We start from the raw sequence: 15,328 nt of genomic DNA, 5'->3' as shown, positions 1-15,328 counted from the left end.
AAATCGTGCAGATGCTGGAAAAGGGATGTTCGAGCCGATAGAGCACGGTTGCGAAGATAATGTGTCATGGACCAGGCAGGGCAATGGAGCAAGAGCGGAGCAGAACAATCGGGATCATCCTCGTCGCTGCAGGCCGCGGGGAACGCGCAGGCGCTTCAGTCGAGGGACCCAAACAGTATCGGCGGATCGGTGGCAAGCCGGTCATCTGGCACACACTGAAGCTTTTCCTCGAATGGCCCAAAAGTGGCCCCGTAGTTGTCGTCATTCACCCAGACGATGACACACTTCTAAAGGCCGCCACCTCGGATTTAGCCAGGCAGGATCAGTTTATGATCGTGACCGGCGGTGCAACACGGCAGGAATCGGTCCTGAACGGATTGAGGTGCTTACGGGAAAGCGGCGTCGAACACGTCATGATCCATGACGGCGTTCGGCCCTTTGCGAACCATGCGCTCTTGGATCGGATCGCGACAGATCTCGCCGCCGGTAAAGCGGCGCTTCTGCCGGCCGTTGCCGTTACCGATACAATAAAACGGGCCGACGCATCCAAGGTTGTGATCGATACGGTTCCTCGCAAGGATCTCTTCGCCGCCCAGACACCGCAGAGCTTCCACTATGAAACCATCCTGGCCGCTCATGAGCGGGCCGCACGCGAGGCAAACATCGACTTTACGGACGACGCCTCGATTGCCGAGTGGGCCGGCATCCCGGTTCATATCGTCGAAGGCTCAATCGACAATATCAAACTCACAGTGCAGAGGGATATCACCATGGCCGACGAAAAACTGAAGCGGGCCGCCCTCCCCGATGTCCGAACCGGCAACGGCTACGACGTCCACCAGCTCGAATCCGGCGAGGGCGTGACTCTGTGCGGCGTCTTCATTCCACACGACCAGAAATTGAAGGGCCACTCGGACGCGGATGTCGCCCTTCACGCTCTGACGGATGCGCTGCTCGCCACCTGTGGCGCAGGCGATATAGGCGATCACTTCCCCCCTTCCGACCCTCAATGGAAGGGCGCACCCTCGCGGATTTTCCTTGAGCACGCAGCCGACATCGTTCGCAAGGCGGGCGGCACGATCATGAATGCAGACGTTTCGTTAATTGCCGAAGCACCTAAAATCGGCCCGCATCGCCAGGCCATGCGCGAAAAACTCTCCGAAATCCTGGGCATCTCGCTCGACCGCTGCTCGGTCAAGGCAACAACCAACGAGACGATCGGCTTCGTCGGCCGTCGTGAAGGCATCGCGGCAATCGCCACCGCGAGCGTCGTCTTTCAGGACATGAGCTGATGGGGCTGTATCCCGCAGATATAGAAACCAAGGCTGCGACAATCATCGCTGCCTACCGCGAACGACGATGGATGATCACAACGGCGGAATCCTGCACCGGCGGCTTGATCGCCGGCGCTCTGACGGAGATCTCTGGCTCCTCCGCCGTGGTGGACCGTGGCTTCGTCACCTATACCAATCAGGCGAAGATGGATTTGATCGGCGTCTCAGCCAAAACGCTGGAGGCCTTCGGGGCAGTCTCTAAGGAGACAGCGCTGCAGATGGCCAGTGGCGCGCTGATGCGCTCGAACGCACATGTTGCTGTGGCCGTCACCGGAATTGCCGGACCGGGAGGCGGATCGGACGAAAAGCCGGTCGGGCTCGTGCATCTGGCATTGACGACCCGAAGCGGGCTGACCAATCACCGGGAAATGCGTTACGGCGATATCGGTCGTCACCCGGTAAGGCTTGCAACGATTAACACGGCCCTTGAAATGCTACTCAGAGCTGTGGAATAAGTCGATGTCAGCGGCATCGCAATTTTGCCACGTGACTATCCCTTGCCCAATTTCCTGAAGGTTTGCATTTTCACATTTGGAGCAGCCGAATGAAGGCCTGGCAGATTTTCCGGCACGCCCTACGTCAACTCGCAGGGAATTTCAAAGCAGCCGTCTCGGTCTCTGCCTAACCTCTAGGACTGGCGCTGATCGGATTATTGTTAGTGTCGGGTGACATCCTACTCCTTTCCCCAGAGCAGATGCAGCAGCGCGTCAGCACCGGCCAAGCTGCGGGTGATGCCGGAAGATCCTTGATTGCGGTTGTTATCTTCGGTGTCGCATTTCTCTGGACAGCCGTTGCATGGCATCGTTTCGTGCTGCTGGGCGAACTGTCAGGTTGGCGCCCGCCCTTTCACGGGCGCCGAATGGCGGCTTACTTCGGCAAAGGGCTGTTACTCGGCCTGATCCTCATCATTCCGGCGCTCATGCTGATGGCATTCATCGCCATGCTCGCTGCGAGCCTGCCCGCTGGTCTTGTCCCCTACACCCTCTTTCTCGTCATTCCGGCCTATCTCGCCCTTTCCACGATCACCCTTCGGCTGGCAACGATACTGCCAGGAGTTGCTCTCGGCCATCAGACTCCGCTTCTTGAGGGGCTGACGACGACTGGCGGAAACGGCCTTGTTTTTCTCGCGCTCGTGGTAATCCTGGCGCTCGCAGGACTAGTCACCGACCTAATCGCTCAGGCTCTCGCCGGCATCTCGCTAGGTTTGGCGTTTGTCTGGTACATCCCTGCCCAGTGGTTCATGACCATGCTCGGGCTCTCTGTCCTCACCACGCTGTACGGCCATTACATCGAGCAGCGTCCGTTGATATGAATACTCAGAGCTCGGCGTAGATCTTATCCGCCCGCGTCTCGAAGGCTTCCGAGAACATCCGGAATGCACGGTCGAACATCGAGCCCATCAAGGCGCCGAGAATCCGGTTCTTGAATTCGTAGTCGATGAAAAAATGCACGGCGCAACCGCCATCGCCCGCCTCTTCGAAACGCCAGCGATTGTCGAGATACTTGAACGGTCCCTCAATGTATTTGACATCGATCGCCCGCTCCGCCGCGGTCAGCAGGACTTGGGTCGTAAAGGTCTCGCGGATCGCCTTGTAACCCACCGTCATGTCCGCCAGCAGCAGCTCTTTGCCATCACGTTCGCGGCGCGAGCGAATGCTCAAGGCCTCGCAAAGCGGCAGGAACTCCGGATAGCGCTCGACATCTGCCACAAGGGCATACATGCGGTCGGGCGAGTGCTTGACAAGGCGGCGGGTTTCGAACTGTGGCATATCTGGGACTTAAGCAGGGATGGCCTCGAGATCAAGAAGCTTGGCCATCTCACCATAGGATTTCAAAGCCAGAACAGCGGCACCAGAGTGACCGCGACGACCAGCCGCTGCCCCACGTGCTTACATCAAGCGCGAGTGAGCAACTTCTCCCGCGCCGCCTTCAGGCGTGCAAAATCATCACCGGCATGATGCGAAGAGCGTGTCAGCGGGCTCGAGGACACCATCAGGAAGCCCTTGGTGTAAGCAATGTCCTCATAGGACTTGAACTCTTCCGGCGTAACGAAGCTCATCACCTTGTGGTGCTTGCGCGTCGGCTGGAGATACTGGCCGATGGTCAGGAAATCGACATCGGCAGTGCGCAGGTCGTCCATCAACTGCAGCACTTCATTGCGCTCCTCGCCAAGGCCGACCATGATGCCAGACTTGGTGAACATGGTCGGGTCGAGTTCCTTCACCCGCTGCAACAGGCGCACCGAGTGGAAGTAGCGCGCACCGGGACGCACCGTCAGGTAATTGCCGGGAACGGTTTCCATGTTGTGGTTGAAGACATCCGGTTTGGCGGCAACGACGCGCTCAAGAGCGCCCGGCTTCTTCAGGAAGTCCGGCGTCAGGATTTCGATCGTGGTTTCTGGAGAAGCCGCCCGGATGGCCCAGATCACCTTTTCGAAGTGCTCGGCGCCACCATCGGCAAGATCGTCCCGGTCGACGGACGTGATGACCACATGCGAGAGGCCCATCTGCTTGACGGCCTTCGCAACATTCTCAGGCTCAGCCATGTCGAGAGCATTGGGCTTGCCCGTCGCAACATTGCAAAACGCGCAGGCACGGGTACAGATCTCACCCATGATCATGAAGGTCGCGTGCTTCTTGTCCCAGCACTCGCCGATATTCGGGCAGCCGGCTTCTTCGCAGACAGTCACCAACTTATGGCTGCGCACCAGTTCGCGGGTCTCATGATAACCCTTGGAGGTCGGCGCCTTGACGCGGATCCATTCCGGCTTGCGCATCACCTCGGTGTCCGGCTTGTGCGCCTTTTCCGGGTGACGAACGCGCTTCTCGTCCGCGGCTGCTGCTGTCGGATTGATCCTGTCGAGGATAGTGACCATGGTCTGACCCTGCCTGCACCGCCAAAAGCGGAATTATCGATGTTACCGCCGAAGAAGCTTGGCGATGAAGAGAAGAAGGCTGGCGCCAATGAAACTGGTGAGCAGATAGCCCAACCAGTCGCCTTCAACGAAAATGCCGAGACGGCGGAAGATCGCCGCAGCAACCGCAGCACCAACGATGCCGATCACGATGTTCATTAAGATGCCGAAGCGCATGTTCATGAACTTGCCGGCAAGCCAGCCCGCAAGACCACCGAAGAAAATTGTCGCGATTATGCCGACTTCGAACCCTGCCACGAACTGCTCCCGTCAAATATCCCCAAAGGGCACCTGCCGCCTATATAGGCGGCAGCATCTGCTGTCACAACAGGCTGTCAGGCGTTAAGCACGCGACCATAGGCGTCCAGCACGCTTTCCTTCATCATTTCCGACAGTGTCGGATGCGGGAAGATGGTGTGCATCAGTTCTTCTTCCGTTGTCTCGAGGTTCATCGCGACAACGAAGCCCTGGATGAGTTCGGTCACTTCCGCGCCGACCATATGGGCACCGAGCAGTTCGCCTGTCTTCTTGTCGAAGATGGTCTTGATCATGCCCTGGTCTTCGCCCAGCGCGATCGCCTTGCCATTGGCGGCAAAAGAGTAGCGACCGACGCGGATCTCGCGACCCTCGGCCTTGGCCTTGGCTTCCGTCAGACCGACAGAAGCGACCTGCGGGTTGCAATAGGTGCAGCCCGGGATCTTCGCCTTGTCCATCGGGTGAACGCCCGGAACACCGGCGATCTTCTCGATGCAGATGACGCCCTCATGCTCGGCCTTGTGGGCGAGCATCGGCGGGCCGGCAACGTCGCCGATTGCATAGATGCCCGGCACATTGGTCTTGCCGTAGCCGTCGATGACGATGCAGCCGCGATCGGTATTCACACCGAGCGTTTCGAGGCCGAGGTTCTCGATATTGCCCTGGACGCCGACGGCGGAGATCAGGCGGTCAGCGGTGATCGTCTGGACCTTGCCGTCCTTGGTCTCGACATGAGCGGTGATGGAGTTTGCGCCCTTCTCGACCTTCGAGACCTTGGCCTCGGTGATGATCTTCAGGCCGCGCTTTTCCAGCTGCTTGCGGGCGAAGGTGGAGATTTCCACGTCCTCGACCGGCATGATGTTCGACATCAGTTCGACCACGGTGACGTCGACGCCCATGGAGCGATAGAAGGAGGCGAATTCGATGCCGATGGCTCCCGAGCCCATGACAACCAGCGACTTCGGCATGAAGTCCGGCTTCATCGCTTCGAAATAGGTCCAGATCAGCTTGCCATCCGGCTCGATACCCGGAAGCGCACGCGGACGGGCGCCCGTGGCGACGATGATGTGCTTCGCGGTGTAGGTGCCCTCGCCCAGCACGCCCTTCGGAACCGGGTTCTGCGGCTCGACGACGGGCTTTGACATCTTGCCGACGACGACTTCGCCGGGCTTGGAAAGCTTGGCTTCGCCCCAGATGACGTCGATCTTGTTCTTCTTCATCAGGAAGGCGACGCCGCCGTTGAGGCGAGCCGAAACGCCGCGCGAACGGGCGACTACGTCCTTCACGTCGGCGGTCATCGTGCCGTTCAGCGTCAGACCATAGGATTTTGCGTGATTGGCGTGATCGAGGATTTCGGCCGAGCGCAGCAGGGCCTTGGTCGGGATGCAGCCCCAGTTGAGGCAGATGCCGCCCAGATGCTCGCGCTCAACGATCGCGGTCTTCAGACCCAATTGAGCGGCACGGATGGCGGTAACGTAACCGCCAGGGCCGGAACCGATGATGATGACGTCATAGGCATTCGACATGGGTGCTTCCACTCCTCGGTTTACGGACCTCCGATCGGCAACCGCCGGAGGTCCGGTGCGGGATTGGAAGCGAACCCCTGCTTAAACGGCAGGCAAGCCGGCTTCCGGTTCATGACGAACCAGCATCCCGTAGATTTCATCCTTGAGCTGCATCCGCTTCTTCCGAAGTTCGACGATGTGGAAGTCGTCTGCAGGCTCGATATCGGTTTCGGCCCGGTGAATCACCCCGTTGACCTCATGATAGGCCTCGAACAGTCTGGCGAAATGTCCATCCGTTTCCTTCAGATGGCGCATCAGCGCGACGTGTTCCGGGAATTCCGCTGCCAGTTCGTGCGGTGTGTTTGACATGATCCCATCTCCTCTTGCGGGTTGATGGGCTCAGGTTAGACGCAGCGCAGAAGACCTCCTTGATATTGATCAACGCGCCCTGCCAGAGGATGCAGGATGCGACCTTTCTTCAAAGCCCGAGCATCATCCGGACGATCGGCTCGAGGCCTCGTCCAATGGCGCGGGTGTTTTCGGCGTCCAGATGGATGCCATCAAGCGGCGTGGTCTTTGCAACGGACCCTGCATCGAAGAAGCCACAGCCGGTCTCATCGGCGAGGTCACGGTAGTAGCTCGCGAGCATGGCCGACTCTTCCAATCCACCCTTGAACATGGCCGCGAAATGCACATTCGCTGTGGCACAGATCTGCGGCGGCGAGACGAGCAAGATATCCGGCCCTTCGTAACCGAAACCCCAGTCATGATGGCGAACAAGCTTTACCAGCCGGTCGATGCCCTTGGTAGCCGCGATGGCCGAGCCACCGATCCCTCGCTTCATGTCGTTAGTTCCGAGCAGGAAGATCACGAGATCGATTGGCTTGTGCGTCTCAAGAATGCTCGGCAACAGCTTCACGCCGTTGCGTTCGCAGTCCGCGAGATGGTCGTCATAGGCGGTGGTGCGGCCGTTCAGGCCTTCGGCGATCACCCGGACCCCATGACCGAGCGCCTTTTGCAAGACGCTCGTCCAGCGGTCCTCGTAGGCATGCCGACCCAGATTTACCGGGTCGTATCCCCATGTCAGGCTGTCGCCGTAAGCGAGAACGGTCTTCATGGCACCGCTCCCTCAATCAGACCAGCATGCCCATCGGATTTTCGATGTAGCGCTTGAAGGCGCCGAGCAGCTCGGCACCGAGCGCGCCATCGACGCAGCGGTGGTCGGTCGACAGCGTCACGGTCATGACATTGGCGATCTTCATCTCACCCTTCTTGACGACAACCCGTTCTTCACCGGCGCCGACCGCGAGGATCGTTGCATGCGGCGGGTTCACGACAGCCGAGAAGCTCTTCACGCCCATCATGCCCATGTTGGACACGGCAGTCGTGCCGCCCTGATATTCCTCGGGCTTCAGCTTGCGGTCCTTGGCGCGCTTGCCGAGATCCTTCATCTCGTTGGAGATCGTGGACAGGCTCTTTTCCTCGGCCTTGCGGATGATCGGGGTGATCAGGCCGCCCGGGATCGAGACCGCCACGCCGACATCGGCATGCTTGTGCTTGACCATGTTGGTGTCGGTCCAGGAGACGTTGGCATCCGGCACGTCGCGGAGCGCGAGTGCGAGGGCCTTGATCACCATGTCGTTGACCGAGAGCTTGTAGGCCGGCTTGCCATCTTTTTCTGGGGCAGCGGCGTTCAACTGGGCACGCAGTGCCAGCAGTGCATCCAGTTCGCAATCGACGGAGACGTAGAAATGCGGGATGGTCTGCTTCGATTCCTGCAGGCGCTTGGCGATCGTCTTGCGCATGCCGTCATGCGGCACGAGCTCGTAGGAGCCTTCAGCAAAGTTCTTGAGAACGGCCTCTTCCGACGCACCCTTGGCGAGAACTGGAGCGGCGGCCGGAGCAGCAGCCGTTGCCGGAGCAGTCTTGACGCCACCGGCGGCAGCCTTCTCGACGTCGCTCTTGACGATGCGCCCCTTTGGACCGGAGCCGGACACAGACTTGATGTCGAGACCGGCATCCTTCGCCATTCGACGGGCAAGCGGCGAAGCGAACACGCGCTCGCCGGTCGCGACGGCCGGCGCGGCAGAAACAGCTGCCGCAGGAGCGGATGCCGCAACCGGTGCCGGAGCAGCTTCAGCCTTCGGCGCAGGTGCAGCCTCGGCTTTCGCTGGCGCCGAACCACCGCCTGCTGCGGCATCGGCCACGTCTTCGCCGTCCACGGCGAGAATTGCGATCAGCGCATTGACTTTAACGGCCTCGGTACCGGCCGGAACGACGAGCTTCGCAACGACGCCTTCGTCGACAGCTTCCACTTCCATGGTCGCCTTGTCTGTCTCGATCTCGGCGATGACGTCACCGGCTTTTACCGTGTCGCCTTCCTTGACCAGCCACTTGGCCAGATTGCCCTCTTCCATCGTCGGAGAGAGTGCCGGCATGGTGATGTTAACAGGCATGTGCCTCACCTCCCCTTATTTGTAGCAGACGGCTTTGACGGCCTGGACCACTTCGCCGACATTCGGCAGAGCGAGCTTTTCGAGGTTTGCCGCGTAAGGCATCGGCACATCCTTGCCGGCGATCGTAATGACCGGAGCGTCAAGATAGTCGAAGGCTTCGCGCTGAACTACGTTGGCGATGAAATCACCGACGGAAGACTGCGGATAGCCTTCTTCAACGGTCACCAGACGGCCGGTCTTCTTCACTGAAGCAAGCACAGTCGGCAAATCCATCGGACGGAGGGTGCGCAGGTCGATCAACTCGACATCGATCCCGTCCTTGGACAGTTCTTCGACTGCCTTGACCGCATAGGTCATGCCGATGCCGAAGGACACGATCGTCGCATCCTTGCCGGTTTTGTGGATCCGCGCCTTGCCGATCGGCAGAACGAAGTTGTCCATCTTCGGCACTTCGAAGGAATGACCGTAGAGGATCTCGTTTTCCAGGAAAATGACCGGGTTCGGATCGCGAATGGCAGCCTTGAGCAGACCCTTGGCGTCGGCTGCCGTGTACGGCATGACGACCTTGAGACCCGGGATTTGGCTGTACCAGGCAGCGTAGTCCTGGCTGTGCTGCGCGCCGACGCGGGCAGCCGCACCGTTTGGACCGCGAAACACGATCGGCGCACCCATCTGGCCGCCGGACATATACAGCGTCTTGGCGGCCGAGTTGATGATCTGGTCAATCGCCTGCATGGCGAAGTTGAAGGTCATGAACTCGACGATCGGCTTCAGGCCCGCCATGGCAGCACCAACGCCAACACCGGCAAATCCGTGCTCGGTGATCGGTGTGTCGATGACCCGGCGCGCCCCGAATTCCTGCAGCAAGCCCTGCGTGATCTTGTAGGCGCCCTGATATTCGGCGACTTCTTCACCCATGACGAAGACGTCGTCATCCGCGCGCATCTCTTCGGCCATGGCTTCGCGCAGCGCTTCACGCACCGTCATCGTCACCATTTCCGTACCGGCCGGCACATCCGGATCGGCAGCAATCTCAACCTTCGGCTGGGCCGGGACCGCAGCAGATGCAGCCGGCGCGGCAGCGACTGGTGCGGGTGATGCTTCTACCGAGGCGGCAGCGGCCTTCGGGGCCGGAGCAGCATCGGCACTCTCGCCGTCCTGAAGCAGGATGGCGATGGCCGTGTTGACCTTCACGTTCTCGGTTCCGGCCGCAATCAGCAGCTTGCCGAGCACGCCCTCATCGACGGCTTCCACTTCCATGGTCGCCTTGTCGGTCTCGATTTCGGCGATCACATCGCCGGACTTGACGGTGTCACCTTCCTGCTTGATCCACTTGGACAGCGTGCCTTCCTCCATCGTCGGAGAGAGCGCAGGCATCAGAATCTCGATTGGCATCGTTTCCTCACCAAATTTAGAATTATACGGCCGGAGCTTTCGGCCAGACCAGCAGCACCACAAGTAGAAGCAGCAAGCATAACTTCACAACAATGACCAAACGAGCGACGGCACTCCCACTCTGAGCCTGTCGCAAAATTTCAGCCATCGCGGTAAAGTTGGAGACCATGCCAAAGCAAAGTCTGGCACGCCCCTCATCTACCGCTTTCCGCCCTAATCGCTGCCCATACAATATCACGGGTACGAAAAACAAAAATGCCAATACAAACAATTTCATGGCCCAGCCAGCCGCCAATGGCGGGAGACTTCCCCATGCATTTGCTATGGCATCCATTCCACCCCACCTTTTTCGTTACAGCAGAATGTCGGTGTAGAGCTCGGAAACATCCGGCTCCGGATCGGCCTGGGCGAAATCGGCACTATCAGCAACGATGTCGCGCACATCCTTGTCGATGGCCTTCAGCTGGTCTTCCGAAGCCCACCCATTTTCCAGGAGACGAGCCTTGACCTGTTCGATCGGATCCTGCTCCGACCGCATCTTCTGCACTTCTTCCTTGGAACGATACTTCGCCGGGTCGGACATGGAATGGCCGCGATAGCGATAGGTCAGCATTTCAAGAATGATCGGGCCCTTGCCGGAACGGCAATGCTCGAGCGCCTCGTCGGCAGCGGCCTTCACGGCGCGCACATCCATGCCGTCCACCTGGATGCCGGGAATGCCAAAACCGATACCGCGCTTGGAATAGTCAGCCTGCGCGGTTGCGCGCGCGGTCGACGTACCCATGGCGTAGCGGTTGTTCTCGACGATATAGATGATCGGCAGCTTCCAGAGCGCCGCCATATTGAAGCTTTCGTAGACCTGGCCCTGGTTGGCTGCGCCGTCGCCAAAATAGGCAACAGACACCGAGTCATTGCCGCGGTAACGGTTGGCAAACGCCAGACCGGTGCCGAGCGAGACCTGAGCACCAACGATGCCATGACCGCCATAGAAATGCTTCTCTTTCGAGAACATGTGCATGGAGCCGCCCTTGCCCTTCGACAGACCGCTGCGGCGACCCGTCAATTCGGCCATGACGCCACGGGCGCTCAATCCAAGCGCCAGCATGTGCCCATGGTCGCGATAGGCGGTAATGACCTGGTCACCTTCCTTCTGCGCCATCTGCATGCCGACAACGACAGCTTCCTGGCCGATGTAAAGGTGACAGAAACCACCGATGAAGCCCATGCCATAAAGCTGGCCGGCCTTTTCCTCGAATCGGCGAATGAGGAGCATTTCACGATAGGCGTGAAGCTCTTCGTCAGCGGTGAAGTCCGGTGTATTTTTACCGGTGAATTCCTTGCTGGCGGTTTTAGCGGGTGACTTCCGGCTGGAAGCGGTCGCGGATTTGCGCGGCGCCATACATCCCTCCCATGGTTATTATGGTCCAAAGTGAGCCACAGAATAGGGAAGAATGACGGCCGCCGCAATGCCATAAATGCATGGCTCGCATTCCACGCAAACCATTGAAAAAAAACAAATATATCGGATTAACCGAATTCCGGTTAATCAAAAATACGTATTGAATATGACGATTTCGTCCGGCCTCGACATATTGAGCTGATAGCGCGCCTTCTCATCAATGATGTCTTCGTCAAGCGAACCATCACTCAGCAGACTGACATCCTTCTCCAGCGTCGCGCGCTGCTCCACGAGCTTGGCAAGTTCGGCGCTGCGCTCAATGCGCAGTTTTTCGTATTGCTGCCCAGCCCGGAGACCATAGTCCCCATGAATGGAATGATAGCCAAAATAGGAGAGGAAAGCGATGGCAACGGCGGGCAAGACGAAGCGACCGTATTTTTTCTTCTTGTAGTGTCTGGTCCACATGCCGACGAAAGCCCTGAAACGCGTTACTGGCCTTCAGTCTAGCTGGCAACCCTTAACCCTTCGTTGACCCTGTCAGGCAAGGCGTGAGAAACCTGCGCATCGCCCCCCAGCACCGGCCAATCAGCCGTCGACAGTGAACACCCTTTGCCGCAAGTCCTGCCAGGCATCAATGTCAGCTGCAACCAGAAGCCCACCTGACACATGCTGCGGCAGATAGGCCGAACCATCGAACCTGGCAACATGCGCTCCGGCCTCCTGCATCATCAGGCTGCCAGCGAGATGGTCCCAGGGCATAAGCTTGTTATACATGGCAAAATCCATGTGGCCCTGCCCCAGCAGCCGATACTCGTGCGCTGCGCAACGGTAGCTGGTGAACAGTCGCACCTCCGCGAGGTTGGAGAGAATGCGACGGCGAGCTTCGATGTCGAAGAAACCGGTATTGGCGATGCCGATCATCTGCGAAAGCGGCCGGCTCGGGCGCATGAACATCTGCTCCTGACTTCCGTCCGGCCTGCAAAGCCAAGCACCACTGCCCTTCTCGCAGAGGGCCCAGTCATTGCCGATCGGATCATAGATGATGCCGGCGACCGTTTCGCCCTTGCTGATCACCGACAGCATGACCCCGAACAAAGGCAATCCCGACGCAAAATTGAAAGTGCCATCGATCGGATCGACCACGACGGCGAGATCCGCATCCGTCAGCTTCTCCAGAAGGCCCGGATCCGCTGCGACCGATTCCTCACCGACGAAAAGCGCATCGGGCATCAATGCCTCGACGGCCGTTCGGATCAGGCGTTCGGCAGCCTCGTCGGCCTCCGTGACGAGATCGATCGCCTCAGATTTCATCCGCACATCGCCATCCCCCAGATTGCGGAACCGTGGGAGGATCTCCACCACAGCAGCCTCCTGCAGGATGTTGGCGAGGGCTGCGATGTCGACGGTGCTCGTCATGAAATCTCTCCGATAAAACAGTCAGCCAAGACCAAGGCTTCAACATCCGACCTTCTAGCCGCTGGAAGGCGTCAAAGTACAGTGCGAAAGCCTGGACGATCGGTTGTCTCGGCTCGGGAAACATGCATGATCTTGAAAACAACACAATTCGGAGTCGGCCCCTGCCATGATTTCCAGGCGTTCCCTGATATCGACCGCCACCCTCCTCCTAGCGTCATCTGTCCTCCCGGCCGAAGCGGCGACGAAGAAAAAGGCGAAACTGGCAACGGGCCAGATCTACCTCTTCCGGGGCTTCGCCAATGTTTTTTCGATGGGCCTCGACACGCTCGGAAAACAACTCGCCGCGGAAGGCATCAAGGCCGAAGTCTTATCCCTGCCAAACTCTGCGAGCTTCGCGAAACGTATTGCGGATCGTTACAAGAGCTCCAAGGAGGCGCGACCCATCGTGCTCATCGGGCACTCGCTTGGCGCCGACATGACCTTTGCGATTGCGAGCGCACTGAAACCGATGAAGATACCCGTCGAGCTGATCATCAGCTTTGACCCGACCGGCAGGGGGCCGGTGCCCGGCAATGTGAAGAAGACACTGAATTTCTTTACCGGCGACGAGAGCATCTGGTCACCTGTGCTACCGGCGCCCGGCTTCAAGGGCGAACTTACCAACATCAACCTGCGCCAGGGCGAAACGGCAGTGAAGGGCATCGGGCACTTCAACGTTGACAAGAACCCCGAATTGCACGCCCGGTCGATCCAGGAAATCAAGAAGGTCCTTCGCCGCCGCGCGTAGACGAAATCAGGTCAGTTACAGCCCGAAGCGACGCGCCACACTGCCTGATCTAGAACACTCCCGGGACGAGCCTCTTGGTACGCGCGCAATAGGCGTCATACTCAGCGCCGAACGTCTCGCGCATCATTGCTTCTTCACGAGACTGGCGCACGCAGTAGAGGGCAAGGACCGCCACGAGCCCGGCGAATCCTGCGATCCAGTTGGGGATAAGCAGCGCTTGCGCGATGCCCCAGAGCAGAAACGACGCATACATCGGATGGCGGACATGGGCATACACACCCTGCGTTACCAGCCGATGCCCTTCGCGGACCTCGAGAGTCACCGACCAATTCGTGCCCAGATCCTTGTGGCTGCGGCGAAACAGCCAGAGGAAGACGGCACCCGTCAGGACACCGGCGATGACGAGAATGGGCGAGTGCGAGCGATCGGCAAGGCCACCCAGCAAACCAGCACGCCAGGCAATCGGCATGAAGGCCAGCCCGAGAGCGCAAAGCGTGAGCAGGGAAATGTCGAGTGGTGTCCGCTTGTCGAGCCTGGTCTTCTGCCGGCGCGCCCGGCGCATGGCCGGATAGCGCATAGCGCACCACGCCACGAGCATGATCGCCCAGAGAACGAAGGAAAGCCTGATCATGGAGTACCCTTTACCTTTTCCGGATCGACGCCTGCAAGCGGCAGGGATCCCGGTCTTGCCTCTTCTAGCCGCCGCGTACCGCAGCAGATCATGAAGAAGTCGTAGAAATATCGCCGGCTGTTCGCCGAAATGAACTGGTAGTGCACGCGGAAGAAGTTGCGCTTGATCCGTTTATAGACGTCGGGCTTGAGCATTTCGCGAAAACGCACCTGAAACTGCTGCGGAAAGACGTCGCGGCGTTGATGCGTAAGACCAGCCAGGCGATAGGGGTCGCATTTATAGAAGTTGATGATGTCGGTCAGCGCCTGGAACTCGGTCCAGCGAATTTCGGAACATTTCGCCAATCCCGCCAGCCGCTCCCGGGCACGCGCTGCCGCCGGGTGAAGGGCGACCTTCAGCGATGTCGACCCGACCGTCAGCAGGGTAAAGTTGACGGGCTCGCCCTTCTTCTCAAGCCGATCGGCCAGCAGCGATGCAACATCGAGGATCAGCGCGCCGCCGGTGGAGTGGCCGATCAGCAGCACTTCGTCGTGGCGGCCCTCTGACAGTCGGCCGTCAATCATCGCCACCCAGGATTGGATCCGCCCATCCATGTCCGTCCGTCGGCAATGCAGATGCTCGCGACTGAACGACCAAAGGTCCATCAGGTGGAAAACGAAATAGCGCTTTCCAAGATAACGGCCCGCGGCATAGGCAACGGCGGCACCCGCGGCCGCAGGCAAAATGGCGCCACCTGGCAGGCCGAGCAATGACACAATCCGGAACGCGATATGCCCTAGCCACAGGAAACCGAGAAGGGCAACAAACGGATAGAGGAAATAGAGGGCAAAGCGCCAATTGGTCTGAAAGAACCGAAACATCGTGCCGCTAACGACATAGTCGAAGAAGGCGAGCAGATAGGCCCACAGACGCACCGGAAATGCCCGTGCTCCATCGCGCCTCACGATATCGTCGAAGCTCAGGAACGTGATGTCGGCATCGCAGGCGCCGTCCGGCCCCGTGTAATGAACCGTTGCGGTCGCGGAGGAATGATCGTCCGCATGAACTGGCACATCCATGCGCGCGTCGACTGACCAGCAGACGCAGAACCGCTCCAGTTCCCTGCCGATCCTGCGAAAGAAACCCTCGGCATCGTTGCGCTCATAGCCGCCGACGAGAAATACGGCACGTCGGGCCACCACCGGCCGGCTCAACTCAGACATACAGTCTCCCCAACCCCTCACAATTTCCGATATG

18 protein-coding genes are annotated in these 15,328 nt (G+C 59.3%); 4 read left to right on the top strand and 14 right to left on the bottom strand.

All coding sequences use genetic code 11. The features are described 5' to 3' along the window. The first annotated feature begins 83 nt into the window (after window positions 1–83). The 3 genes from ACSV9I_RS02225 to ACSV9I_RS02215 all read left to right on the top strand — a co-directional run bounded on the left by ACSV9I_RS02225 (window position 84) and on the right by ACSV9I_RS02215 (window position 2,646). Window positions 84–1,292 carry a bifunctional 2-C-methyl-D-erythritol 4-phosphate cytidylyltransferase/2-C-methyl-D-erythritol 2,4-cyclodiphosphate synthase gene (locus tag ACSV9I_RS02225; RefSeq protein ID WP_438326897.1) on the top strand — a complete coding sequence of 403 codons (1,209 nt, stop codon included), beginning with the start codon at window positions 84–86 and terminating at the stop codon, window positions 1,290–1,292. After that, window positions 1,292–1,789: a CinA family protein gene (locus tag ACSV9I_RS02220; protein ID WP_438326895.1), complete on the top strand. Its 498-nt coding sequence runs from the start codon at window positions 1,292–1,294 to the stop codon at window positions 1,787–1,789. The genes ACSV9I_RS02225 and ACSV9I_RS02220 overlap by 1 nt, the downstream gene beginning before the upstream one ends. Before the next feature lie 290 nt (window positions 1,790–2,079). Further along, window positions 2,080–2,646 carry a hypothetical protein gene (locus ACSV9I_RS02215; protein ID WP_438326893.1) on the top strand — a complete coding sequence of 189 codons (567 nt, stop codon included), beginning with the start codon at window positions 2,080–2,082 and terminating at the stop codon, window positions 2,644–2,646. Window positions 2,647–2,650: 4 nt separating this feature from the next. On the opposite strand, the gene ACSV9I_RS02210 is transcribed toward ACSV9I_RS02215, so the two are convergent. The 12 genes from ACSV9I_RS02210 to ACSV9I_RS02155 form a co-directional block, all read right to left on the bottom strand. After that, window positions 2,651–3,103, bottom strand: a complete 453-nt coding sequence (locus tag ACSV9I_RS02210; RefSeq protein WP_054158641.1) for a type II toxin-antitoxin system RatA family toxin — start codon at window positions 3,101–3,103, stop codon at window positions 2,651–2,653. Between the two features lie 125 nt (window positions 3,104–3,228). After that, the gene (gene lipA, locus ACSV9I_RS02205) at window positions 3,229–4,209 is read right to left on the bottom strand and encodes a lipoyl synthase (RefSeq protein ID WP_438326891.1); all 981 of its coding nucleotides are present in this window, start codon (window positions 4,207–4,209) and stop codon (window positions 3,229–3,231) included. Between the two features lie 42 nt (window positions 4,210–4,251). Beyond that, on the bottom strand, window positions 4,252–4,506 hold the full coding sequence (locus ACSV9I_RS02200; protein ID WP_438326889.1) for a GlsB/YeaQ/YmgE family stress response membrane protein: 255 nt from the start codon (window positions 4,504–4,506) through the stop codon (window positions 4,252–4,254). Window positions 4,507–4,583: 77 nt separating this feature from the next. Further along, window positions 4,584–6,029, bottom strand: coding sequence for a dihydrolipoyl dehydrogenase (lpdA, locus tag ACSV9I_RS02195; protein WP_438326887.1), 1,446 nt, complete (start codon window positions 6,027–6,029; stop codon window positions 4,584–4,586). An 81-nt stretch (window positions 6,030–6,110) separates the two neighbouring features. After that, a complete protein-coding gene (locus ACSV9I_RS02190; protein WP_054158645.1) occupies window positions 6,111–6,377 on the bottom strand; it encodes a YdcH family protein in 267 nt (88 codons plus the stop codon). 109 nt (window positions 6,378–6,486) lie between these two features. Continuing rightward, window positions 6,487–7,125 carry an SGNH/GDSL hydrolase family protein gene (locus ACSV9I_RS02185; protein WP_438326885.1) on the bottom strand — a complete coding sequence of 213 codons (639 nt, stop codon included), beginning with the start codon at window positions 7,123–7,125 and terminating at the stop codon, window positions 6,487–6,489. Between the two features lie 16 nt (window positions 7,126–7,141). After that, a complete protein-coding gene (locus tag ACSV9I_RS02180; RefSeq protein WP_438326883.1) occupies window positions 7,142–8,464 on the bottom strand; it encodes a pyruvate dehydrogenase complex dihydrolipoamide acetyltransferase in 1,323 nt (440 codons plus the stop codon). A 15-nt stretch (window positions 8,465–8,479) separates the two neighbouring features. Next, the gene (locus ACSV9I_RS02175; RefSeq protein WP_438326881.1) at window positions 8,480–9,859 is read right to left on the bottom strand and encodes a pyruvate dehydrogenase complex E1 component subunit beta; all 1,380 of its coding nucleotides are present in this window, start codon (window positions 9,857–9,859) and stop codon (window positions 8,480–8,482) included. A gap of 22 nt (window positions 9,860–9,881) precedes the next feature. Then, window positions 9,882–10,193, bottom strand: coding sequence for a hypothetical protein (locus ACSV9I_RS02170; protein ID WP_438326879.1), 312 nt, complete (start codon window positions 10,191–10,193; stop codon window positions 9,882–9,884). Between the two features lie 18 nt (window positions 10,194–10,211). Then, a complete protein-coding gene (gene pdhA, locus ACSV9I_RS02165; protein ID WP_054158649.1) occupies window positions 10,212–11,258 on the bottom strand; it encodes a pyruvate dehydrogenase (acetyl-transferring) E1 component subunit alpha in 1,047 nt (348 codons plus the stop codon). 147 nt (window positions 11,259–11,405) lie between these two features. Then, a complete protein-coding gene (locus tag ACSV9I_RS02160) occupies window positions 11,406–11,723 on the bottom strand; it encodes an FtsB family cell division protein (protein WP_054158650.1) in 318 nt (105 codons plus the stop codon). 120 nt (window positions 11,724–11,843) lie between these two features. Beyond that, window positions 11,844–12,674, bottom strand: coding sequence for an inositol monophosphatase family protein (locus tag ACSV9I_RS02155; RefSeq protein WP_438326878.1), 831 nt, complete (start codon window positions 12,672–12,674; stop codon window positions 11,844–11,846). Window positions 12,675–12,840: 166 nt separating this feature from the next. Here ACSV9I_RS02155 and ACSV9I_RS02150 point away from each other — a divergent pair, with 166 nt between their 5' ends. Continuing rightward, complete coding sequence (locus ACSV9I_RS02150) at window positions 12,841–13,461, top strand: thioesterase domain-containing protein (protein WP_438326875.1); 621 nt, start codon at window positions 12,841–12,843, stop codon at window positions 13,459–13,461. Between the two features lie 49 nt (window positions 13,462–13,510). On the opposite strand, the gene ACSV9I_RS02145 is transcribed toward ACSV9I_RS02150, so the two are convergent. Then, the gene (locus ACSV9I_RS02145; RefSeq protein WP_438326873.1) at window positions 13,511–14,092 is read right to left on the bottom strand and encodes a protein-S-isoprenylcysteine O-methyltransferase; all 582 of its coding nucleotides are present in this window, start codon (window positions 14,090–14,092) and stop codon (window positions 13,511–13,513) included. After that, window positions 14,089–15,294, bottom strand: coding sequence for a lipase (locus ACSV9I_RS02140; protein WP_438326870.1), 1,206 nt, complete (start codon window positions 15,292–15,294; stop codon window positions 14,089–14,091). The genes ACSV9I_RS02145 and ACSV9I_RS02140 overlap by 4 nt, the downstream gene beginning before the upstream one ends. Window positions 15,295–15,328: the final 34 nt, after the last annotated feature.

Origin of the sequence: Rhizobium sp. G187 (assembly GCF_051549525.1) — a bacterium.
Classification (GTDB): Bacteria; Pseudomonadota; Alphaproteobacteria; order Rhizobiales; family Rhizobiaceae; genus Allorhizobium.
Note: the sequence above shows the minus strand (reverse complement) of the source record. Positions and strands in the feature narration are given on the sequence as shown.

Bases quoted from the DNA above. Each gene is read 5' to 3' on its own strand.
- ACSV9I_RS02175 (WP_438326881.1), bottom strand. From the start codon at position 9,859: ATGCCAATCGAGATTCTGATGCCTGCGCTCTCTCCGACGATGGAGGAA.
- lipA (WP_438326891.1), bottom strand. From the start codon at position 4,209: ATGGTCACTATCCTCGACAGGATCAATCCGACAGCAGCAGCCGCGGAC.
- pdhA (WP_054158649.1), bottom strand. From the start codon at position 11,258: ATGGCGCCGCGCAAATCCGCGACCGCTTCCAGCCGGAAGTCACCCGCT.
- ACSV9I_RS02140 (WP_438326870.1), bottom strand. From the start codon at position 15,294: ATGTCTGAGTTGAGCCGGCCGGTGGTGGCCCGACGTGCCGTATTTCTC.
- lpdA (WP_438326887.1), bottom strand. From the start codon at position 6,029: ATGTCGAATGCCTATGACGTCATCATCATCGGTTCCGGCCCTGGCGGT.
- ACSV9I_RS02220 (WP_438326895.1), top strand. From the start codon at position 1,292: ATGGGGCTGTATCCCGCAGATATAGAAACCAAGGCTGCGACAATCATC.
- ACSV9I_RS02210 (WP_054158641.1), bottom strand. From the start codon at position 3,103: ATGCCACAGTTCGAAACCCGCCGCCTTGTCAAGCACTCGCCCGACCGC.
- ACSV9I_RS02190 (WP_054158645.1), bottom strand. From the start codon at position 6,377: ATGTCAAACACACCGCACGAACTGGCAGCGGAATTCCCGGAACACGTC.
- ACSV9I_RS02155 (WP_438326878.1), bottom strand. From the start codon at position 12,674: ATGACGAGCACCGTCGACATCGCAGCCCTCGCCAACATCCTGCAGGAG.
- ACSV9I_RS02160 (WP_054158650.1), bottom strand. From the start codon at position 11,723: ATGTGGACCAGACACTACAAGAAGAAAAAATACGGTCGCTTCGTCTTG.
- ACSV9I_RS02185 (WP_438326885.1), bottom strand. From the start codon at position 7,125: ATGAAGACCGTTCTCGCTTACGGCGACAGCCTGACATGGGGATACGAC.
- ACSV9I_RS02145 (WP_438326873.1), bottom strand. From the start codon at position 14,092: ATGATCAGGCTTTCCTTCGTTCTCTGGGCGATCATGCTCGTGGCGTGG.
- ACSV9I_RS02225 (WP_438326897.1), top strand. From the start codon at position 84: ATGGAGCAAGAGCGGAGCAGAACAATCGGGATCATCCTCGTCGCTGCA.
- ACSV9I_RS02180 (WP_438326883.1), bottom strand. From the start codon at position 8,464: ATGCCTGTTAACATCACCATGCCGGCACTCTCTCCGACGATGGAAGAG.
- ACSV9I_RS02150 (WP_438326875.1), top strand. From the start codon at position 12,841: ATGATTTCCAGGCGTTCCCTGATATCGACCGCCACCCTCCTCCTAGCG.
- ACSV9I_RS02170 (WP_438326879.1), bottom strand. From the start codon at position 10,193: ATGGATGCCATAGCAAATGCATGGGGAAGTCTCCCGCCATTGGCGGCT.